Source organism: Halopseudomonas aestusnigri, from assembly GCF_002197985.1.
GTDB lineage: Bacteria > Pseudomonadota > Gammaproteobacteria > Pseudomonadales > Pseudomonadaceae > Halopseudomonas > Halopseudomonas aestusnigri.
Genome location: NZ_NBYK01000002.1, coordinates 47,216 through 69,073, shown reverse-complemented (window position 1 = coordinate 69,073; position 21,858 = coordinate 47,216). Strand labels below are relative to the sequence as shown.

The 21,858-nt window shown below is 61.3% G+C and carries 20 protein-coding genes; 7 read left to right on the top strand and 13 right to left on the bottom strand.

The features are described 5' to 3' along the window. Position 1 precedes the first annotated feature (1 nt). From prpC to B7O88_RS04420, 3 genes are all read right to left on the bottom strand, one after another. Complete coding sequence (gene prpC / locus B7O88_RS04430) at positions 2–1,159, bottom strand: bifunctional 2-methylcitrate synthase/citrate synthase (RefSeq protein WP_088274013.1); 1,158 nt, start codon at positions 1,157–1,159, stop codon at positions 2–4. A gap of 71 nt (positions 1,160–1,230) precedes the next feature. Next, positions 1,231–2,115 (bottom strand): methylisocitrate lyase, encoded by an 885-nt coding sequence (gene prpB / locus B7O88_RS04425; RefSeq protein ID WP_088274012.1) that lies wholly within the window; start codon positions 2,113–2,115, stop codon positions 1,231–1,233. Further along, positions 2,115–2,822: a GntR family transcriptional regulator gene (locus tag B7O88_RS04420; RefSeq protein WP_088274011.1), complete on the bottom strand. Its 708-nt coding sequence runs from the start codon at positions 2,820–2,822 to the stop codon at positions 2,115–2,117. Before B7O88_RS04420 ends, prpB begins: the two co-directional genes overlap by 1 nt. Before the next feature lie 301 nt (positions 2,823–3,123). Here B7O88_RS04420 and rloB point away from each other — a divergent pair, with 301 nt between their 5' ends. Genes rloB through pabB form a run of 3 tightly spaced genes read left to right on the top strand, consistent with a single transcriptional unit; the run spans position 3,124 to position 7,028 of the window. Continuing rightward, positions 3,124–4,650 (top strand): osmotic stress tolerance membrane protein RloB, encoded by a 1,527-nt coding sequence (rloB, locus tag B7O88_RS04415; protein WP_088274010.1) that lies wholly within the window; start codon positions 3,124–3,126, stop codon positions 4,648–4,650. A gap of 9 nt (positions 4,651–4,659) precedes the next feature. Further along, positions 4,660–5,673, top strand: a complete 1,014-nt coding sequence (locus B7O88_RS04410) for an alpha-L-glutamate ligase-like protein (protein ID WP_088274009.1) — start codon at positions 4,660–4,662, stop codon at positions 5,671–5,673. Continuing rightward, positions 5,670–7,028 carry an aminodeoxychorismate synthase component I gene (gene pabB, locus B7O88_RS04405; RefSeq protein WP_088274008.1) on the top strand — a complete coding sequence of 453 codons (1,359 nt, stop codon included), beginning with the start codon at positions 5,670–5,672 and terminating at the stop codon, positions 7,026–7,028. The genes B7O88_RS04410 and pabB overlap by 4 nt, the downstream gene beginning before the upstream one ends. A gap of 97 nt (positions 7,029–7,125) precedes the next feature. On the opposite strand, the gene B7O88_RS04400 is transcribed toward pabB, so the two are convergent. Beyond that, entirely contained in the window at positions 7,126–8,487 is a 1,362-nt protein-coding gene (locus tag B7O88_RS04400) for a spinster family MFS transporter (RefSeq protein ID WP_088274007.1), read from the bottom strand. Positions 8,488–8,673: 186 nt separating this feature from the next. Next, complete coding sequence (locus B7O88_RS04395; protein ID WP_088274006.1) at positions 8,674–9,615, bottom strand: endonuclease; 942 nt, start codon at positions 9,613–9,615, stop codon at positions 8,674–8,676. Positions 9,616–10,204: 589 nt separating this feature from the next. On the opposite strand from B7O88_RS04395, the gene B7O88_RS04390 reads away from it, so the two are divergent. The 4 genes from B7O88_RS04390 to B7O88_RS04375 all read left to right on the top strand — a co-directional run bounded on the left by B7O88_RS04390 (position 10,205) and on the right by B7O88_RS04375 (position 12,484). Beyond that, positions 10,205–10,480, top strand: coding sequence for a hypothetical protein (locus B7O88_RS04390; protein ID WP_088274005.1), 276 nt, complete (start codon positions 10,205–10,207; stop codon positions 10,478–10,480). Between the two features lie 10 nt (positions 10,481–10,490). After that, positions 10,491–10,880, top strand: a complete 390-nt coding sequence (locus B7O88_RS04385; RefSeq protein ID WP_088274004.1) for a hypothetical protein — start codon at positions 10,491–10,493, stop codon at positions 10,878–10,880. Beyond that, positions 10,877–11,923, top strand: a complete 1,047-nt coding sequence (locus B7O88_RS04380; protein WP_088274003.1) for an AcrVA2 family anti-CRISPR protein — start codon at positions 10,877–10,879, stop codon at positions 11,921–11,923. The genes B7O88_RS04385 and B7O88_RS04380 overlap by 4 nt, the downstream gene beginning before the upstream one ends. 138 nt (positions 11,924–12,061) lie before the next feature. Beyond that, positions 12,062–12,484, top strand: a complete 423-nt coding sequence (locus B7O88_RS04375; protein WP_088274002.1) for an AcrIF11 family anti-CRISPR ADP-ribosyltransferase — start codon at positions 12,062–12,064, stop codon at positions 12,482–12,484. A gap of 17 nt (positions 12,485–12,501) precedes the next feature. On the opposite strand, the gene B7O88_RS04370 is transcribed toward B7O88_RS04375, so the two are convergent. The 8 genes from B7O88_RS04370 to B7O88_RS04340 all read right to left on the bottom strand — a co-directional run bounded on the left by B7O88_RS04370 (position 12,502) and on the right by B7O88_RS04340 (position 21,810). Then, positions 12,502–13,062, bottom strand: coding sequence for a lysis system i-spanin subunit Rz (locus B7O88_RS04370; RefSeq protein ID WP_088274001.1), 561 nt, complete (start codon positions 13,060–13,062; stop codon positions 12,502–12,504). Then, the gene (locus B7O88_RS04365; RefSeq protein ID WP_088274000.1) at positions 13,059–13,550 is read right to left on the bottom strand and encodes a glycoside hydrolase family 108 protein; all 492 of its coding nucleotides are present in this window, start codon (positions 13,548–13,550) and stop codon (positions 13,059–13,061) included. The genes B7O88_RS04370 and B7O88_RS04365 overlap by 4 nt, the downstream gene beginning before the upstream one ends. A 169-nt stretch (positions 13,551–13,719) precedes the next feature. Continuing rightward, complete coding sequence (locus B7O88_RS04360) at positions 13,720–13,956, bottom strand: hypothetical protein (RefSeq protein ID WP_088273999.1); 237 nt, start codon at positions 13,954–13,956, stop codon at positions 13,720–13,722. After that, positions 13,956–15,827 (bottom strand): hypothetical protein, encoded by a 1,872-nt coding sequence (locus tag B7O88_RS04355; protein WP_172409637.1) that lies wholly within the window; start codon positions 15,825–15,827, stop codon positions 13,956–13,958. The genes B7O88_RS04360 and B7O88_RS04355 overlap by 1 nt, the downstream gene beginning before the upstream one ends. 21 nt (positions 15,828–15,848) lie before the next feature. Then, positions 15,849–17,105 (bottom strand): hypothetical protein, encoded by a 1,257-nt coding sequence (locus tag B7O88_RS04350; RefSeq protein ID WP_088273998.1) that lies wholly within the window; start codon positions 17,103–17,105, stop codon positions 15,849–15,851. After that, positions 17,105–18,676, bottom strand: coding sequence for a hypothetical protein (locus tag B7O88_RS17925; protein WP_172409636.1), 1,572 nt, complete (start codon positions 18,674–18,676; stop codon positions 17,105–17,107). Before B7O88_RS17925 ends, B7O88_RS04350 begins: the two co-directional genes overlap by 1 nt. A 2-nt stretch (positions 18,677–18,678) precedes the next feature. After that, positions 18,679–20,682, bottom strand: coding sequence for a hypothetical protein (locus tag B7O88_RS17920; protein ID WP_172409635.1), 2,004 nt, complete (start codon positions 20,680–20,682; stop codon positions 18,679–18,681). A gap of 60 nt (positions 20,683–20,742) precedes the next feature. Continuing rightward, a complete protein-coding gene (locus B7O88_RS04340; RefSeq protein WP_088273997.1) occupies positions 20,743–21,810 on the bottom strand; it encodes a hypothetical protein in 1,068 nt (355 codons plus the stop codon). Between the last annotated feature and the right edge of the window lie 48 nt (positions 21,811–21,858).

The following is a 21,858-nucleotide window of genomic DNA, read 5'->3' as shown; positions in this document are numbered from 1 at the left end:
CTTACTTGCGATCCTTGAGTGCCACGAACGGCACATCTTCTGGGCCAACGTAGTTGGCGCTCGGACGAATAATCTTGCCGTCGATACGCTGCTCAATCACGTGGCTGGACCAGCCGGCGGTACGGGCAATCACGAACAGCGGCGTGAACATCGCGGTGGGCACGCCCATCATGTGGTAGCTCACGGCGCTGAACCAGTCGAGGTTCGGGAACATCTTCTTGATTTCCCACATCACGCTTTCCAGACGCTCGGCGATGTCATACATCTTGGTGTTGTTCTGCTCGGCAGACAGCTGGCGAGCCACTTCCTTGATCACCTTGTTGCGCGGATCGGAGACGGTGTAAACCGGGTGACCGAAGCCAATGACCACTTCCTTCTTCTCGACGCGGGCACGGATGTCGGCCTCAGCCTCATCCGGGTTGTCATAGCGCTTTTGGATCTCGAAGGCGACTTCGTTGGCGCCGCCGTGCTTCGGACCACGCAGTGCGCCAATCGCACCGGCGATACACGAATGCATGTCGGAGCCGGTACCGGCGATCACACGGCTGGTAAAGGTAGAGGCGTTGAACTCGTGCTCGGCGTACAGGTTGAGACTGGTGTGCATCGCGCGCACCCAGGACTCACGCGGCTTCTCACCGTGCAGCAGGTGCAGGAAGTGACCGCCGATGGAGTCGTCGTCGGTCTCGACGTCGATGCGCTTGCCGTTGTGGCTGAAGTGGTACCAGTACAGCAGCATGGAACCAAAAGAAGCCATCAGCTTATCGGCAATATCACGCGCACCCGGGTGGTTGTGATCGTCCTTCTCCGGGGACACACAGCCCAGAACGGACACACCGGTACGCATCACGTCCATCGGGTGGGCAGACGGCGGCAGCTGCTCGAGGGCAGCCATGACCGCAGCCGGCAGGCCGCGCAGCGCTTTCAGCTTGGCCTTGTAGCCAGTCAGTTCGGCGATGGTCGGCAGCTTGCCGTGCACCAGCAGGTGGGCGATTTCTTCGAATTCGCAGGTGGTGGCCACATCCAGGATATCGTAGCCACGGTAGTGCAGATCGTTACCGCTGCGACCGACGGTGCACAGCGCGGTGTTGCCGGCAGCCGTGCCGCTCAGGGCAACAGACTTCTTCGGCTTGAAAGTCGGGGTCTCGGTGTTGGACGTCATGCGTTGGTCTCCTCACGGATCGTTCTTATAGATGAATGACGGCCCCGCCTGCGCGGGGCCAATACCGGGATTTACTTCTTGCCGGCAGCAAACAGGGCGTCCAGCTTCTGCTCGAACGCGTGATAACCGATGCGATCGTACAGCTCGGCACGGGTCTGCATGGTGTCGATCACGTTCTGCTGATGGCCTTCGGTGCGGATCGCGTTGTACACGTTCTCGGCAGCCTTGTTGGCAGCGCGGAAGGCAGACAGCGGGTACAGCTGAATGGCAACGCCAACCGAGGCCAGCTCTTCACGGGTAAACAGCGGAGTGGCACCGAACTCGGTGATGTTGGCCAGGATCGGTACGTTCAGCTCTTTCACGAAGCGCTCGTAGGTGGGCAGATCGTAGGCGGCTTCAGCGAAGATGCCGTCGGCACCGGCCTCAACATAGGCCTTGCAACGCTCGATCGCCGCATCCACACCTTCAGCCTGGATGGCGTCGGTACGGGCAATCAGGAAGAAGTCCGGATCGGTCCTGGCATCGACTGCCGCCTTGATGCGGTTGACCATCTCTTCAGTGGAGACGATTTCCTTGCCCGGACGATGACCGCAGCGCTTGGCGCCAACCTGGTCTTCGATATGGGCAGCAGCAGCGCCGGCCTTGATCAGGCTCTTGACGGTACGCTCGATGTTGAACGCGCTCGGGCCAAAGCCGGTGTCGATGTCGACCAGCAGCGGCAGGTCGCAGACGTCAGTGATGCGACGCACGTCGATCAGCACGTCTTCCAGAGTGTTGATACCCAGATCCGGAAGACCCAGGGAGCCGGCAGCGACACCGCCACCTGACAGGTAGATAGCCTGGAAACCGGCGCGCTTGGCCAGCAGCGCGTGGTTGGCGTTGATGGCACCGATAATCTGCAGCGGACTTTCGGCAGCAAGTGCTTCGCGGAAACGTTTACCCGGGGTTTTCGACATCAGACTGTTCCTCCTGAGGAAGTGACAGCATCGCCCTGCTCCTGCAGTCGACGCTCGATGTTGCGGCGAGATGCGCTGATATGACGGCGCATCAGCATTTCCGCCAGCTCGCCATCGCGGTCGGCGATGGCCTGAATAATATTGTGGTGTTCGGCAAAGGCCTGCTTCGGCCGTTTGGGGGTGGTCGAGAAACGGTAGCGGTACATGCGCACCAACTGATAGAGCTCATCACAGAGCATGTGACTCAGGGTGCGGTTCTTGCTGCCCTGCACGATCAGATAGTGGATATCCAGATCGCCTTCCTGCTGGTAGTAGGACTTGTTGGCCTTGAGCCCGCTATGTTGCTCATGCATGGCAAGCACATCGCGCAGCGCAGCAATCTCGTCATCGGTCATGTTCTGCGCGGCCAGCCGACAGGCCATGCCCTCCAGCGCTTCGCGAACGTGATACAGCTCAATCAGTTCAGCGTAGTCGAGAGACACGACCCGCACCCCGGCATGGGGAATGCGTACCACCAGACGACGCCCCTCAAGCCGGCGAATCGCCTCACGCAACGGCCCACGACCAATGCCAAAGGTCGTGGACAGATACTGTTCGCTGATACGGGTACCCGGGGCAATCTCGCCCTTGACGATCGCCGCCTGGATACGCTCGAACGCACCATCTGACAGCGTCTGTGCAGGTCCCTCAAGGGTCGCCTCAGCCAATTGTCTACAATCCTGTTTGCCAAGTTGAAAACGGATTGAATTTTGCGCCCCAAAACAACGGATTGTCAACAATCTACCGAATCAACCGAATTGCACTATGCTCAATTGACGGTTTCGGCGGAATCCTGCCAACAATCCGACGGAACCCGGGACTTTAATAAAGGTCTGCCAGAGGCCGCAAAAAAAGGGGGTCGGGGGTATCTACGAGCGGCCGTGTGCGCATGCTAAGATGCCGCCAGCCTGCCGCGCCTGCCGGAGTGCCCTAAAGACAGGCCGCCCTACAACAGTTGTTGAGATAACTATGCAATCAATAAATCTGCACCTGAAGATCCTGATCGCCACGCTGGTTGCCCTCGGCGTACTCATTACCGGTTACCAGATCTATGTCCTTGATATTCCGGTTACCGAGGATGAAACCGACGATATCTGGAGCCTCGATGCGAAAGTAGAGTTTCGCGCTGTTCCCGGCACACCGATCAAGGCGCAGTTTTTCATTCCGCCGCTCGATCAGGAGTACGTCAGCCTGAATGAGAGCTTTATCTCCAACAACTACGGCGTGAGCATCAACAACCAGAAGGGCAACCGCAGGGTTACCTGGTCCTCGCGCCGTGCCAGCGGCACCCAGACGCTCTACTACCGTCTGGTGCTGACCAAGCGCTACAGCGAAGAGCAGGCCAAGGCCGCGCCGCCGCCAACACCGCAACCGGTCCAGCTGGAAGGGCCGGAACAGGTCGCAGCTGACGCGCTGATCAACCCGATTCGCCAGCACTCGGCGGATATCGAGACCTTCATCAGCGAAACCATTCGCCGCGTCAACGACATCACCGACGATAACGTCAAGCTGCTGCTGGCCGGTGGCACCAGCGCAATGGACAAAGCCAGGGTCATCGACCTTCTGCTATCCAACGCGCGCATCCCGCTGGAGCTGGTACACACCATCCGCCTGGAAAACACCGAAGCCCAGACGCCTGAACTCTGGCTGCGCAGCTACAACGGCGAGCGCTGGCTGTATTTCCACCCGGAAACCGGGCAACAGGGTATTCCCGATAACCGCCTGGTCTGGTGGACCGGCAGTGATCCGCTGCTGGCCCTGGAAGGCGGTCGTCAGGCCAACGTGACGCTGACTGTCAGCAACAGTGAGATGAACGCCCTGCGCCTGGCCAAGCTGACTACCCAGAACAGCGCGTCGGCGCTGCTCGAGTACTCCCTGTACGGCCTGCCCCTGCAATCCCAGCGGGTTTATCAGGTCATGATCATGATCCCGGTCGGCGTGCTGGTAATTCTGATTCTGCGTAACCTGATCGGCATGCAGACTCTGGGTACGTTTACCCCGGTACTGATCGCTCTCGCCTTCCGTGAAACCGAACTGGGCTGGGGTATTGCGCTATTTACCCTGATCACCGCCCTGGGCCTGTCGCTGCGCTCCTATCTTGAACACCTCAAGCTGCAGATGCTGCCGCGCCTGTCCGTGGTACTGACCTTCGTGGTGCTGGTCATCGCTGCAATCAGTCTGTTCAGCCACAAGCTGGGGCTGGAAAAGGCACTGGCCGTGTCGCTGTTCCCGATGGTGATTTTGACCATGACCATCGAGCGCCTGTCCATCACCTGGGAAGAGCGCGGTGGTGCGCAGTCTCTGAAGGCAGCCGTAGGCACCCTGATTGCCGCAACCCTGGCTCATCTGCTGATGACCATTCCGGAGCTGACCTACTTCGTCTTCACCTTCCCGGCTGTGCTGCTGATTCTGGTGGCCTTCATGCTGGCAATGGGTCGCTACCGCGGTTACCGCCTCACCGAGCTGATGCGCTTCAAGGCGCTGATCAAGAGCTGAGGAGCCGACATGTTTTTCTGGAAAACCTGGAAAGCACTATCCGACGCCGGTGTGATGGGCATCAACCGGCGTAACGCCGATTACGTGCTCAAGTACAACAAGCGGCACCTGTACCCGGTGGTGGACGACAAGATCCTGACCAAGGAGCGCGCCATCGCCGCCGGCATTCACGTGCCGGAGCTGTACGGCATCATCGAAACCGAGAAAGACTTCGACAAGTTCGACAGTATCGTTGCCAATCATCGCGACTTCGTGATCAAACCGGCGCAGGGCGCAGGCGGCGACGGCATCATTGTCATCGCCGACCGCTTCGAGGGCATGTACAAAACCGTCGGTGGCAAGATCATCAGCCGCGATGAAATCGGCCATCACATCTCCAGCATCCTGTCCGGGCTTTACTCGCTCGGCGGTCACCGCGACCGCGTGCTGATCGAATACCGTGTTACCCCGGACCAGATCTTCAAGAGCATCAGCTATGAAGGTGTGCCGGACATTCGCATTATCTGCCTGATGGGCTACCCGGTCATGGCCATGCTGCGACTGCCGACTCGGCAATCGAACGGCAAGGCCAACCTGCACCAGGGCGCCATCGGTGTGGGGGTCGATCTGGCAACCGGCATCACCCTCAAGGGTACCTGGCTGAACAAGATCATCAGCAAGCACCCGGACACCACCAACGAGGTGGACGGCGTGCAGCTGCCGGACTGGAACGGCTTCATGCGTCTGGCGGCGTCCTGCTATGAGCTGTCGGGCCTGGGCTACATCGGCGTGGATCTGGTGCTGGATCAGGACAAGGGTCCGCTGATTCTGGAGCTCAACGCCCGACCCGGCCTGAACATTCAGATCGCCAACGATGCCGGCCTGACTACCCGCGCGCACATCGTCGAGCGGCACCTCGCCCAATTGAAAAAGGAAGGCCGCGAGGAATCCGTTGAAGAGCGCGTTGCGTTTTCCCAGAAGCACTTCGGCAAGCTGCCCAATGCGCCGATGTCCAGCGACGAGGCGAACGCCGGCACCGCATGACCGGAGACACTCCCGCGTATCGGCTGCACGAGCTGCCCTACCAGGCTGATCCGACCCCCCGGCTTGAGTCCGTGCGCGCCCTTGGCGCGCCGGTGCTGCTCGACTCGGCGGACCGGCGCAACCAGCTCGGTCGCTACAGCATCCTTTGTGCAGGCCCGCTGCTGCAGATCATCGATGACCAGCCCGCTGCACAGGTGCAACAGCACCTGCGTGCAGCCCTGCAACAGCTTGGGCCGGCTCGCTGGCCCGGCGACCTGCGTTTACCGTTTGGCGCGGGGCTGGTCGGTTACCTGGCCTATGACTACGGTCGCCAGCTGGAGTCCCTGCCCTGCCTTGCACGGCACGACATTGCTCTGCCGGACCTCAGTTTCGGCCTCTACGACTGGAGCGTAGTCAGCGACCATCAGCTTCAGCGCTGCTGGCTGGTCTGCCATCCCCAGGTGCCCAGCGAACGGCAGCAGGCGCTGCTCAGGCAATTGGGCAGCAACCCGGCACCCAGGCAAGCATTCTCGCTATGCGAGCCTTTCGCGGCCGAACAAGGCAAGGCACAGTACGCTGAGGCCTTCGCCCGGGTTCAGGATTACATTCATGCCGGTGACTGTTATCAGATCAACCTGGCCCAACGGTTCAGCAGCCATTACCAGGGCGATCCCCTCAGCGCCTATTGCGCGCTGCGCGAGCGCAGCCCCACGCCTTTCTCTGCCTATCTGGAAATGGCTGGCGGCACCCTGCTGAGCCTGTCGCCCGAGCGTTTTATCGAAGTTCAGAACGGCCGGGTGGAGACGCGGCCGATCAAGGGTACGCGGCCGCGGGGCAGCTCACCGCAGCAGGATCAAGCGCTGGCCGAAGAACTGCAGCGCTGCGAAAAGGACCGGGCGGAGAACCTCATGATCGTCGACCTGCTGCGCAACGATCTCGGTCGCAGCTGCGAGCCCGGCAGCATTCGGGTACCTGAGCTGTTCAGCCTGGAAAGCTATCCCAACGTGCACCATCTGGTCAGCAGTATCACCGGCCGCCTGCGCAGCGACAGCGATGCCATCGACCTGCTGATGCGCGCCTTTCCCGGCGGGTCGATCACCGGCGCGCCGAAGATTCGCGCCATGCAGATTATCGAGGAGCTGGAACCGGTGCGTCGCAGCCTGTATTGCGGCAGTGTTGGCTACCTTGGCTGCGAAGGCCAGATGGATTTCAATATCGCCATTCGCAGCCTGGTATGCCACCAGGGCAGCATCTACTGCTGGGGCGGCGGCGGCGTCGTTGCCGACTCCGAACTGGACGCCGAATACCAGGAAACCCTCACCAAGGTTGGTAACCTGCTCGATGCCCTGCAGCCCGGGCACGACAGTTACACCTGATGAGCTTGCACAGGTAACACCGTGCGCGGTTCAGGCAAGCCGGGGGAGCGGCCCCTGCCCTGTCCTCACCAAGAAGACAGCAAGTGCAGCACCAGCTTCACGCCGGTGCTGAAGCAGCATCAGCCTCGTCGATCAGCTGTGCATCGGCTGCCATCGACGCCTCCATCCGTTTGCTGTCCGCAACGAAGGAGCGCGCGCCCATCAGCAGCGCGGCCATGGCCGCCAGCAGTGCAACCGGAATAGAAATCATGGCGTCATGCAGCCCCTGAGCCTTGAACAGCTCGTTCATCTCCGCAGCGCCGGCCGCGACCCGGGCCGCCTCGGCAAACTGATCTGACAGCAAGCCGACCACAACCGGCCCCATGCCACCGCCGAGCAGATACAGACAGGCGAAGAACAGGGCCACCGCCGTGCCACGCAGACGCGGCTCGATCACATCCTGAATGGCGGTGTAAACGCTGGTGAAGTAGTTGTAGGAAAAGAGCCAGCCGATCGAGAACACGGTGATAAACAGACCAATCGCAATCTCATCCTGCAGCAACGCGTAGCCGGTGGCGAGCGCGGAGATCAGCATGCTGATCGCGCCGAACATCAGTCGCCCGGTTGCCCAGCGCTGATGAACCTTGTCGGCAATCCAACCGCCCGTAACCAGACCGATCAGGCCCGTCACACCCACGATAACGCCGGTGGACACCGCGGCCTGCTGCAACGACAGGTGAAAGTACCGCTGCAGCATCGGCACCATAAACGAGTTGCAGGCATAGGATGCAAAGTTGTAGGCCAGCCCGGCCAGCGTCAGCCACCAGAAGGTACGCACCGCGAATATCTTGCGCATCGGCTTGTCGACCGGTGCCGCGCTGGTCCTGACCACCTCGGCAGCGCCACGGGCAGGTTCCTTGATCATGAACACGAAGACCGCCAGCACAAGGCCCGGGACAGCAGCAATGTAGAACGGCGCACGCCAGCTATCGAATGCCTCGACCATGGCGCCAACCGTAAAGAACGCCAGCAGCAGCCCAAGCGGCAGGCCCAGCATGAAAATACCCATGGCGCGGGCACGCTTGTGCGCCGGGAACAGGTCGCCAATCAGCGAATTTGCCGCAGGGGCATAGCTTGCCTCGCCCACGCCGACACCCATGCGAATAATCAGGAAGCTCCAGAAGTTCCAGGCAGCACCGGTCAGCGCAGTAAAGCCGCTCCAGACCGCCAGGCCCCAGCCCATGATCTTGCGGCGCGAGCCGATGTCAGCCATGCGGCCGAGCTGAATGCCGGCCAGCGCATAGATGACCGTAAAGGCCGTACCGCCCAGGCCGAGCTGAAAGTCGCTCAGATCCCACTCCATGCGCAGCGGCTCAATAATGATCGCCGGAATGGTGCGGTCGAAAAAGTTGAACATGTTCGCCAGGAAAAGAAGGAAGAGCACACGCCAGGCATTTCTGGCTTGTTGTGGCTGCTGCATGGGCTGACCTCTATTGTTGTTGTAGCGCCTCGCTCTGCGGCGGGCAAAAGCCGTCTGGAACGGGCTTAACAATGAGTCTGTCCGATCGCTGCCGGGTACGAAAGCACTACGCCTGCCGTGATCACGATGCTATCAACGGGGTGAATGGCGGCGTCACCGCAGAGCGCACCGCCCGGCAGACAGGTACTAACGGCAGTTGCCCGCCTTGCTGAAGCCCGCCCTCTGCGCCTGCTCTTCACTCTCGAAATGCACCTGATTACGCTCCGCGACTCGATCGTAGCTCGGGCAGCCGTCCGGCAGGTGATATACCCGGCTGTTACGGTTGCCGATGATCACACCTGACCTGATGGACGCCGGCTGACCAGTCTCCGGCGCTGCCGATACCAGGCCAGAACGGGACGGCCGATGGCCACGCGTCCACACGGCTGCACCTGTCACAAACGGATTTTCATGGCCCATCACCCGTGCGGTACGATCGCTCCATTCACGCTCCCACTCACTCACCGGATGCTGCCGATCCCAGGCCATCAGCAATTGCTGCTGCTGACGGGACATCGACAACCCATAACGGTCGTACATGTAAAAATGCACCCGCGCGACCAGCCCCTTGACCTCATCCCGCGGCTCGGCAGCCCGCCCCTTGAAGTCGATCTTTGACGGGCAGGCACCATACTGCGGCGATACCCCGCGTACCATCGCATACTGGTAGTTGCTGCGATCGCCGTTAACCTCGCCGACGGCGGGATAGAGGTTGAACAAATCAGCCTCCATGGCACGGAATACCGGGTCCTGCGCCGTACAATTGCGCCGACCACCGCTCTGCCAGCACTGGCGCTGATGACCGAATACCCAGGCCGGCACGATATGCTCCCATTCAATGCGCTCAGCCCGAACCTGCTGGGCCCGGGTTTCGTAGCCGCAGGAATCGGCATCAATTCGCCCCCCGGATCGCCCTACCCAGTCCCAGCGACAACCGCAGTACAGGTCACCCTGCTCCAAGGCAAACTCATCAAAGAAAATATGCCGCTTGGCCACAGCCTTGGCCGCAGAGAACCCCTCGGGCGCATCGGCAAACACATGGGGAACAACACACAGCAGAACAAAAAGGGAAACGATCAGAGACTTCATAAACACTGAGCTTTTGCGAAAAGGGTCGCATTGTAAGGATGCAATCGTGACAGGGACAGCAATCGATACAGACCCAACGCAAGCCCGACGCCAAAGGCATAGCAGCCCCGCCGATCGGACAGGCTACCGCCGAGCACCGACTTTCCTGATAAACTGCTCGCCCCCAGCCCGTCGGACACCATCGCAGGCCTCTCACAGCATCAACGCCAGCAGCGCGCAAAGGGGTTGGCAGCAGAGTTCAGCAACCTAACAGGCAGTCAGAAATGCACCCGGAACCCACATCCAGCCCAGCAACCACGCGCCAAGAGCCCAATCGCCGCTTCAGCGTTGCGCCGATGATGGATTGGAGCGCCTGAGTTTTATTTTTCAATTAAATCATACAGATATAATAAATATAAAACCGCCTGTAGCAAATTTGTAGCAACACCAATCCGCGCACACCCCATCATGACCGTTCGTCGGCCTCTTTAATTTATACACACATAATCCTTGTGCGGTTAATTGGTGTGTATATAATTAGACCCATGGAGAGGCAAGAAGCCTACCCACCGCACCGGCGGAACCCGGCGAGTCTCGAACGGAGAACACCATGAACAAAGTTACCGCGTACAACCTGACCCACAACGAAGGCGGCGAAGGCTACAACCCTCATTTGGCTGCTGCCCAGGCCGAAGCGGAAGCCAAGGCTGAAGCCCGCATCCAGCACATCATCGGCAACATCACCACCTACAAAGCTGCATGGGGCGCCGCCCTTGCCAAGTACAGCAAAAACGGCCAGGTGGCCACCAAGGACCTGGCCAAGATCGAAGCGGAGGCTGGCGTCACTCAGCTGGAAATCCAAATCGTAAAATCCCGCATGGCTTGAGGAGGCAGACATGATCACTATCCAGCACGCGGTCAGAGAGCACGGGGCGGAAGCGGTATACAAGGCGGCATGCGCCGCCCTCGAGGGCGACTACAGCAAGCTAGCAGAAATGGATATCGAAGCATCGACCCTTGCCGAAGCGTGGGCTGCACAGACAGCAGCTTATAAATCCATGACAGCTGCAGAGCGAGCGAGAGAGCAAATGACGGTCAACAAGGAACTGATGAAGATCGCAAAGCGTAAGCCAGGTCCGGTGCCGACAGTCAACGGCAAGCGCCGGAATGTGTTTATCGACGACGAGTCAGTCGAATACGCCCAACAGCTGGGCGACGGCAATCTGTCTGCCGGGATCCGCCGTGCGATCGAGATTGCCCGGGCGCAGGCGGAGGGCGAGCAGTGAGCGCACCCCGGCCCAAGCAACACCTCATCACCGCCGGGAAGCTGTACCCCGGCGCGTGGCGCCAGATTGACGCCTTCCGGCAGGACAAAGGCAAGGACCTGCCAGACTGGCCGGAGTGGTGCTTTCTGCCGCTCGGCGGGGTACACGCGATTGTGACTGCCAGCCCGGGCGCTGACCCGCTTGCGCAGGCAGCAGACGTGGGCAGGCTTGGAGCGCTGGCCGCGTGGCGGGTGACACAGGGCATCTATCGGTTTGACCCGGCCCTATATGAGCGAGTTGCCGAGACGCCGGTGGACAGGGACATACCCTGCCAGGTGCTCTACCACCTGCCTGAGTGGTGCGTGTACATCGAGACGCCCGGGCTGACGTTTACCGGCCAGCCGCTGCACGGGTTTTTCGCGCACTTGGAATACGACGTCAACTCCGGCGGGCATGAGCTGCGGCTGGTGTTTGATTGCGATGACCAGCTGACACCCCTACCCCTGCATCTGGGTAGCTGGCCACTGGCCGAGGCGCTGGACCGCGCACTTGATGAGTCCATGCGTCAGGCGACGATGGCCGGCTACACCAGGGCGACCGGGCAGCTGCAGCAGGGCCGACAGGATCAGGCCGGCCTGCTCGCGCTGCTGGACGAGCTGGAGCACGTCATCAGCCTGCTGCTGTTTTTGTGCAGCCAGCCGGACGAGATCGGCACCCCAGGCCAACGCCCGAGCAACCCGCAGCCCAAACGCACAAAACAGGGCTGGCGGCTGTTTCCGGCTGAGAAAACCCGCGAGTGGGACGTGGGCGTGCGCATCGGCGCAGCCCTGCGCCGAGCGTATCACGCGGCAGAGACGGGGCAGCAGAGCATAGACCCGGAGACGGGCAAAGCCCGCCCCCGCCCGCATGTGCGCCGCGCGCACTGGCATGGATTCTGGAAGGGGCCAAAAGCACCGGAGCGCGTTGCGGAGCGCAAGTTTGATCTGCGCTGGATGCCGCCGATCCCCGTCGGGATCGAGGACTATGACGCGATGCCAGCGGTAGTCCGGCCGGTGAAGGAATGACCGTTCGTCGGCCTCTTTAATTTATACACACATAATCCTTGCGCGGTTAATTGGTGTGTATATAATTAGACCCATGGAGAGGCAAGAAGCCTACCCACCGCACCGGCGGAACCCGGCGAGTCTCGAAAGGAGAACATCATGAGCAAAGAACTTTTCCACGGCGGCTTCAGCGCAGTAACCGAGATCCGCAACGAAGGCCTGTTCGGTGGCGTGTTTGCCTCTCCGGATGAAGACGTTGCTGGCTGCCACGGCGACGTACTGCATCGCATTATATCGCCCCGCCACCTGACGGATTACGAACTGAACTATGAGATCGAAGGCGCGTGGGACGCGGCTCTGGAAATTGCTGACGGCAATGAAGATGTTGCCAACGCAATCATGGCACCGGGCTGCGAAACACTCGACGATTGCGAGCCGGAAGATGTAGCCGATCAGGGCTGGGAGTTTCAACGTCTGCGCGGCCAACTGGCAGCCCGCCTCGGCTACACCAGCGTTGAGATGCTGGACGAGCATGGCACCACCTACCTCTGCCTGCCGGGCTGCACAATTGAGGTGATTTAAACCCGCCCAGTGCGGGTTTATTGCCCGTCCGGCTCCCACTCGGGCGCCACCTTTCGCGCCCAAGCCTGCAACGCAGTTAACCTTATACGACACTCATCAGCCCGCCCAGTCACTCGGACAAGACCTGCTGCAGTTGCTGGGTGTATGTCTGCTCTGGTTCCGGCTCCATCATCCACGCTGGCGGCGCTGGTACCGGCAGGCACTCCACTGGCACTGGCTGCAGGGCTGGTGATACGGACTGACAACCGCCGCTTAGCAGCAGCGAGATCAACAGCCAGCTGAACATTGCTTTTCTGTACATTGGTAAGCTCCTGATTGTGCTGTTTGTCCTGCTCGGCCAGCTGCACCTGCAGCTCTACATAGCGCTCCTGTTGCTGCCGCAGCTGCTGCGCCCCGGCTCGGGCAATCTCGCCCAGCGTGTCGGAGTGCAGCTTCTCAGCTGCAGCCACGTCTGCTCGACCGTTTGCGCCGTTCCAGCTCCAGCCGACCCAGAAGCCTGACCCGACCAGACCGATCAGCAACAAGACGGTGAGGCCGATCTGCGCTGCCAGCTTGTACTTGCCAGGTAAGCCCATCATGCGTCGACCGCTCCATAACGTAGGTTGCCCACTACCCGCCGCGCCCAGCCCTTGCCGAACTGGGGCCAGGTGGAGAGCTTGGTGTAGAACTGCAGGCGCTCCGCGTTGAAGCGCATCAGCACATCCGTGACGGTCATCGCTCGCACTGCATTGAGCGTGATGCTGCCCACGTCACCGTCATCGGCAACATCAACTGCGCGCTGCAGGAACCGCACCGCGTTCTCAATGCCGTGATTCACTGCAGCGTCGAACAGCTGGAACCCGATAGCGCCGTCATATTCGTCGGCCCGCGCTCGGCCCCAATAGGCGACCCGGTAAATCTCTTTGGCCTGACTGCGGGTCAGCTGCCGCATGTCATCCAGGTACCCATGCGCCCGAGCCACCCGCTCAGTGATACCGAAGTTGGTGGCACCGCCCGGGTCAGCGGGGTGATTGACGTACCCGCCCTCATGACTGATCAGCCGGTCAAAGGCTTCATCAAAATCCATTGGAACCTCGACATGAAAAAGCCGCCCTGCGGCGGCTGTTGTGATGGGGTTATCGTTTGTTGGTTTTCGCCAGCGACAGCGCCCACGTGGGCGGGCACTATCGTGCTGGCTCTACAGGGACGTGAGCTGTTCCAAAGCCGGGTTATGCAGTACCGGCAACTCTCCCCCGCTATACCTCAATGTCGTACTGCGGCAGGCTTGGCGCTTGGCCGGTGATGCGGCCGTCTGTGATGAATGCCTTTTGCCCTGCCCCGACGCTGGTGCCCTGCACCACCACTTGCACGCCATTGCGCAGGGTCACTGTGCTTGTGCCGGCTGCGTTGTTGACGTTGGCCACGGTACCGACTGTGCGGCTGCCGCCGGGCAGCAGGCCGATGAAGCGTTTCCACGGGTTGACTGTTGCCACTACGCGCCCTCCGCGTGATGCCGTTCGAGGCGGATGCTTTGCTTGACCCGGCTTGCGCCAATGCCCTCTGCGGTGATCTCTGTGCTCAGGCACAGGCCGCGCCAGGTTTCATCAACGTCGCGCACTTCACACAGCTGCGCGGGCGTGACAAGGCCGGGGGCGGTTTCTGCAGGGAAGAGCGGCAGGTTCAGGGTGACAATCTCCTGCTGCCCGCCTTTGCAGATCTCGGCAATGCCACGGCTGCGGGCCACTTCGGTACCGGTGATCCAGTCTGCGAACACGTCCGGCGCGGGGTTGTCGCCTGCGGTGCCGGTGCGGCGCACGTCGACTGCAACCCCGTAGTTCGTGCCGCTGACATAGCAACTGTTCCAATCCGGCTGAGGCTGCCACTCGCTGCCCAGGTCGTCGATGATTGCGGCAGGAATGATCCGATCCATTACTGCGCTGGACCACTGCCAGACCGGCGCGCGGTAGCGCGGCAGAATGGCCAGCTCATCGCTGGCCAATGCGGGGCTGACTACACCGCCGGCGGTTTCAGCCAGGGCGGCAATCACCTGCATCGGGGTCTGGCTCTGGTAGCTAAACGCCCCGGCCGGTAGCGTCCAGTCTGGCGGGCCGAGGGTATAGCTGTCCCAGTTGAGGGTGAAGCCGGTGTTGATCAGTTCATTGCTGGCGGCCAGCTCGGCGTTGATATCTGCCGTGTTCACCCTGCTGCGGGGTGGCGCGTATGGCGCGGCCAGCAGTTGGGTGCGGCTGACACCGGTGACGGTGTAAGCCTCTTTGCCGAACTGGCGGGCACCGCTGTAGCGCTCGATCAGGAACACCCAGACGTGGCCATTGATGGTCACCTCCACTTCCTTCGGGCCGCTGGCGTCCGGCCGCACCTGATTGAGCGACGTGCGCCCGAACAGGTTGGCCGAGAGCGTCCAGGCGAAGCTATCGATATCACGCCCTATGCGGATGTTAGTCGCATCCAGCGCCACCCGGTCAGGCAGCACCACAACGCTGACGCTGTTGGCGATCATGTAGGTCTCCAGAATATCCGGCTCGGCCGGCGGGGTGATGATGGTGATGGGGCCTTCGTAGTCTGGGTACTCAATGCCGGTTGGTACTGGGTCGAGCGGCGTGGCCCTGCCCCACGGCAAGCGGCTGCCGTGGTTGACCCGGCGCGCAGGGCGGACGGGCAACCCAGTTGAGGCATCCACAGGGCCGATCTGGCCGGCCACCGTTGGCGGCAGCGCGAAGGTGAAGAACACCGCACCGTTGACCGACGGGGTGTACAGCCCCCCATCGAACGCGAACGCCAATGGCTGCGGCGGCACGTACAGCTGGCTGCTCTGCTGCTGCAACTTGCGCGCGCGATACTCAGCGCTGCGCTGGTAGCGGCCACGGGTGGTCGCATCCTTGGCGGGCACGCGCGGGTTGTAGACCAGCCGCACCTGCCACTCGACCGGCTGAATGCTCTGATCCCACCCCGGCGCAACGCCCAGATCCTTGGCTGGCAGATCGCCCCATTGCGCGCGGGTTGCTGCGCCATCCATAGCGCTGGCAGTGCCCCACTCCAGATCGTTGCTGCTGTCCTTCGCTGGCATCCCAGACCACGGCGCGTCGCACTGCAGGTCGACCACCTGGCCGACACCCCACCCGGACACACCCACTGCATCACGCTGGCCTACTGCGCTCCAGCCCGCCACTGCTCCAGCGTCTGCTGCTGCCGATGGACGAGACCAGGTGCTGGTGAGGGAGGTGACGAGGCTGGGGGGCAGGACGTAGCCAGCATAGCTACCCCCGAAGTCGAAGACTGCTGGTAGCAGCGGGACGTAATGGCCGCCCTCAAACTCAAAGACAGCCGTTAATGGCGTGTAGCTCATGTCGTCCGTCACCTGCTGCAATTAGATATAAGGGCGAGCGTACTTGTATGGGTGCCCTTCGCCGAGAACTGACTGGAGACCAAGTTCCCATGCTGCCCAACCGAACAGCTTGTCGATCTCGGCGTCAGCCGGAATACTGCCAGAGCCGATAATTACTGCCGCGATCTGACCTCGGAACCTTGTTGTCGAACCTGAAGTAAGCGCATTGCCGCCGATACGGGCGATATTGGAGTCCGAGTTACTTGTTAGACCTGGCGTCTGAAAAGAAGAGTTCTCGCCGTCAAGAGCGCCGTTAATGTATTGGCTGCATCTGGCACTACTCCAGTTCGCTACCCCGAGAACCATGTTCCATCCAGCAGCGATAGCAGACGGCGGGGCAGCCTGGAATCCGTTGCTATCGAGTCGGCGTCCACCGGTAGTGAGCTTATCTCCAGAGCCGGCGGACGTAAGCCCGTGAAAGACCCCAAACCGAGTAGACGTACCACCACCCACCGTGAATACAACAAGTGGACGTTCAACGTCGGAAGAGTCAGAAGCGGACGCCCTCTCAATAACGAAAATCCAGCCCGCTCCGGTGTTACGAAATAAGCCCAGAGCCGCAGACGGGATATCCAAATGGTCTGCGGCGCCATCAAACTCTAGAACCCGCTTCGTTCCTCCGCTCATCGCAGCAATAGACGGACGCCAAGCGGCGTTTGATTGGGTAACGTCGTATCCGTTCCCGCTCCGATCCGCCCAGACACTCGCCGCCCCAGACACATCCGTAACGTCGCTTTCCCAGTCGAGCCAAACCTTCGGCGGCACAGAAAGATCAAGAGGCGTCCATGGCACCTCAGCGTACTCAACAGCCAGCGGCCCGTGTGCCAACGGCCGGTAGTACCTAACAGCCTCCAACGTCGCAGTACCAACTGGCTGCGGGCCAATTGCTGCGCTGTTCCACCACTCAGGCTCGGCTGCCGGCAAGGTGCCCGCCTGCGTTACCCGATACAGCCAGCCAACAAAGCTGGATGGACGGAGCAGATCGCCAACAGCGACAACCATATTGGCTTCCCACTTGCTGCCCCATTCGTCGATAGCCAGCGCGTAGATATCCGACTCGCGATACTGGGCCCGAATATGCAGCTCGGCCAGACCGGACTCATCGCTGGTACCAATACCCGCAATGCGCCAGGACCCATCGGTCTGTCGCTCAACAGCAACGATCTGACGCGCGGCGGGCAAACTATCCACCCGCACCTGCGCCTGCAGCACACCTGCCAGCAGATTCTCTTCACTCATCAGTCTGCATCCCCACGAATCTGGATCTTGAACTGGTCGTCTTCAACCGTGCCCTGCCCGCTCACCACCGTGCGCACGATCCACATCGGGCCAAGACAGGCATCGGTGTTGAAGCGCACCGCGTTGCTGGCCGCCCAGCCGGTGCCCCAGCCTGCAGCCCGGATCACGAAGTATGGTGAGCCGGTGGCCGGATTGATCGGTGAGCAGTCGCTGCCGGTGGTCCCAGTGGCGATGACACCCAGTTGCTCTTCCACCACGTTGAAGGTGCTGGAGCCGGTGAAAATGATTGCCCACTTGCCGCTGATCGCGCCGATGTTGGTGATCTCGATCGGGTAGTTCAGCAGGTTGAACTGGGCGGTAGTGCTGTCGCCTTGCTGCGCATCCGTCCAGTTAGGTGAGCCGGTGTTCCAGGCTTTCTGCGTGAACCAGTTGTAGACCCGCGCCTGCAGGTCGCCCCAGGTAACGGCGCTGCTGACCACCGTTTCAGCGGCGGGCAGGTCCCACGGCACGGGCGAGCCAATGCCGAGTGCGCCGGTGATCTGCACCTCGGTGCACACGGTCATGTGCTCCACGCGGTCGCGGATCACCAGCGGGCTGGTCAGCGGGTTGCCTTCGGCATCCACGGCGGTGAACGGGTCTGCCCAGGTCAGCGTGCCCAGCTCACGGTCAGTGGTGTACTGATCCGGGCGCAGGGCAACGCCGTTGGCGTCGACCACTTCGATGGCCGCCTGGTAAATACGCGGCAGCTGCACCGTGTCGCCAGCTACCGGGGTCGCCTCTGTCTCGGCGGTGTGCTGGATCACCAGCACGTCGCCGTCGCGGTACACCGGCACTCGCCCGTCTGCCGGTAGGCGCACCGGGTCGAGCCCCAGCAGCTCTGCGGACATTGGCAGGCTGGTCTGTACAACGGCGTTGTATGTGATCAGCGACGCGATCACCGGCACGCTGGCGGCGCCGCTCACGTCCAGCGGGTCGGTGGTGAAGCGCAGGCGGACGATGCCGGTTTGAATGTCTACGCTGCCGTGAACAATGCCGCCGGTGATGTTGCCGTTAAGGTCTGCCGTTGCGGTGACGATTTCTGCTGTGTCTGCCCGCACTACGGTGATCTGCAGGCTGGCAGGCCGCAGAGGTGCGCCGGGCGTGCGGAACGTGAGTTCGGTGGTGCTGAAGCCGGCGCTGCTGGTGAGGCAGGCGAGGCGCGTGACGCCGCCGCTGATGCCTGCCGGGTAGCTGGCCAGCGTGGCCTTGCGGCCGAGGTAGTCGACCGTGCCCACGGCCACACCGGCGTTGGTGCTGGTATTGACCGCGCGGAACAGCACGCCAGCGCGATCAATGTAGGTCTCGCCGCCCCACTGCAGCACAAGGCTGCCGGGTACGATCGGGTCTGCCACACCGGGCAGCAGGTCCAGCTCCAGCGCCGGGGTGCTGACTGAGTGGCTCTGGCTTTCATACGTGGCACCGGCAGCCTGGGCACGCACCATGAGCGTTCCGCCGAATACCTCCTGACGCGGCACAACGGTGGTAACCGTGCGCGGCGTGCTTTTGTATCGTTTACCCGCGACTACGCCCATCGTTATACCTCGGTCATGTTGTATTGGACTTCGTGCTCTACGTAGTCGTAGAGCTGCTCAACCTGCAGGCTGAACGCCCCGGTTGTGTAGTTGATGCTGCCGATGAAGCCGATCCAGTTGCCGACGCCGTCGTCGTTGGCTTCGTAGTCCACCAGCTGCACGCCGCTGTAGGCGACGCCATCGGTACCGGACGGCACCAGCGATTTGCGCGTGGACTGCCAACGGATGTTCACGCTGCCGGGCTGCAGGGGCGCGCCGGGGATTACCCCGCTGACGATGCCGCCCGAGTCCGGCGCTGCCGTGAGCGGGGTATCGACATCCACGCCGCCGCGGTTGTAGTCGAAAACGATGCTGCTGCCCTGGTCGGGCGTGCTGGCCAGCTCCAGCCGCACGGTGCCGGTGAGGTAGACCACGGTGCCGGTGCCGGCTGCGCCGGCCAGGGTGCCGTCGCCCTGATCCAGCAGGGTCTGGCTGACGCCGCCCTGCAGCACGGTGACCACCACGCTGCCAGGCTCTACGCCCTCATGCGGCAGCTGGTGCTCTACGCGAATCTGCGGCGCGGTACCGGCGCCGGTGTGGGTTTGCAGGTTGTCGTCGATCTGGCAAACGTAGGTGTAGACCAGGCTGGTGTTGGCATCCGGCAAGGCGTTGAGGCTGATGCTCACCGCGCCGGTGGCAAAGTCAACCGTGCCGCTGCCCTCGCCCGACAGCTCGCCGTTGCCCAGATCCCGCAGATCATACCACTTGCCCAGCGCCATAAAGCTGATCGACAGCGTGCCGGGGCGCGGCTTGGCCTCGGCAAGGTTGAGCGTGTACGCAAAGCCCCGGGTGGCCAGCACCACTTCGATCTCGCCGGTGACGCTCTCCCCTGTGACCGCTGCTGCCGGCTGATAGGTGAGGCTGGCCGAGCCGGTGTAGGTGCTGGACCGGTAGGCGTTGATCTCGCCCGTTTCGTAATCAACGGTGATGCGCGTGAAGTTGTTGGCACCGCTGCGCCAGGTCAGCTCGCCCTGCCCTTCGTCTGCATACACGCCGCCGTTAATGCTGAGCGACATGCTACCCAGGGCGGCGCCGTGGGTGATAAAGCTGCGGCTCTGGCCCGCCGTCACCTGCGCGAACTGCAGCGTAACCGTGCGGCTGGTCGGGCTGGCCGGCACAACGTAGCGCTTGCGGGCACCGCCGAGCTGATTGGTCAGCGCGCTTTCTTTCACCGCGCTGGGTACCAACTGCGAGTAGACCGAATCCACATTGACAGTCATGTCGCCAGCGGTGATCGCGGCAGCCAGCGGGCTGATGCCGTAGTACCGGGCCGAGTCTGCAACCTGCGTGGCGAGCACCACGCTCTTGGGTTCGTTGGCCAGGTTGGTCGCGCTGGTGCCACCGGGCACAGCCTGCCCGCCCGGGAACTTGACGTTCAGCGGCGCGGTGATCGTGATCGAGAGGCGGCGCCGGGTGAAGTTAACAAAGTTGCCGTTGCCGTAGTCGTACACAAACTCCTCGAGCGCAGCCTCCACCGCCTGCACGCGCACGTATTGGCTGTTGGCACCGCTGGTGAGCTGGAACACATCACCCACCTCCGGCACCCGGGCCTCTTGCCGCTGAATACCAGTGATTGCGCGCTGGCCCGCATACTGATCGCCCAGCAGCTCAAACTGCGCAACGGTCGACGGGACCACATAGCCCTCGATCACCGAGCGGGCGTCGGAGCGCTCATCGGTCTGGCTGTTGCTGTTGAACAGCAGCACGGCCACGCGCGGATCCGCCGGGGCCTTGGTGACGATGGAGTGCGCACCCAGGTAAGCGTCGGCATTCTCGGTCAGCACACCGGCAAACACTTTGCGCAGGGCAATGCGACCAAGGGTGCGGTCCAGCCGGCTGATATCGGGGAACAGATTGTTCACCTCACCGTCGACCACGGCATCACCGGTGGCGCGCCCGCCGCCGTCGTTTTCATCGGTCAGGCGCTGGGACTTGAGGATTTTCACGTCATTGACGGTGATGGTCATGCTTTTCTCCGGGCATAAAAAAACCCTGCCGGGGCAGGGTTTCTGGGACACCAATGTGATTTATTCAGCTGCGGGATCTTGCTCTGCGTAGCGAGCCTGATCTTCGACTCGTGCCACCTTCTCAATCTCAGCTTTAACAACTCTACCGCTTCGCACCTTTGTGATTAGGTGCAAGGCAACGACCTTACGCCCCCACTCAGCGTCCTGAAGTAAGTCCAGAATCTGATCGGTAACCATGCTGCCGTCTTTGGGTAAAGTGGCCACGATCTCCTGACGCCTGGTCACGTCATAGAGCTTGAAGCGGTAATCTGTAGGGCTTGAGTGATCTACGTTCTGAATTCGGTACACCCCAGCCACACGATCTTCTACAGAACGATTTCTGGGAGAGTTACCCAACTCACTGACAACTGCGCCATCAACACGGCGGCCCTGCATCTCAATCCACTCTGAGTCAGCAGTGCTAGCGATAATCTCGTCATACGAGGCCGCCATTCGCTCTGAAATAGTGGTGAGTTGCGGCAACTCGTCGACAACCCGGTTGAACATACCCTGCATAGCTTCGGTGTGCTGGGCGTCAATCTGCTGCATTACCTGCAGAGTCTGAATTCGCTCCTCCCGCTCAGCCTCATGTTCAAGAGCCGCGATTTCCGCAAGCCGGACTTCCTTCTTGTTTTGCAGGTAAGTATCTACAGACCACCCGCCTACTGCAGCACTGCCAAGGAAGAGTATGGCGATTAGCTTTTGACGCGGTTCCATATCCTTAACCCCCTCCGCCAGTGCATCACCTATCTTTAAGAACTGATCTTCAAGTTTCGCTATGAATCCTGAGCTGCCTTCACCAACTTCCACCAGCAGCTTGAGGTCTTCTCGTTCAGCATCACGGAGCCGATGACCTGAGTCAGCGTACTTTGCAAGCGCATACGACTTGTTGAGGTTTGTCTGAAAAAGCAGGAAAGACTTCATCAACTCAGGCGTAATCGTCGAGTGATAACGCTCGCCCTTTACATGAAGCTCGAACTTTGGCCAGTCAATAAACTTGACCTCTGGAACCTCCATATCTGGAGACTCCAACAACGCGTGCAAAAGCTCCAAAGCACCCGCATCGTCCCTGATTTCAATAGCAGCCATAACCCTTCCCTGTCCTGTCGTGGCGGAAGAATCTACACCAATTGAATG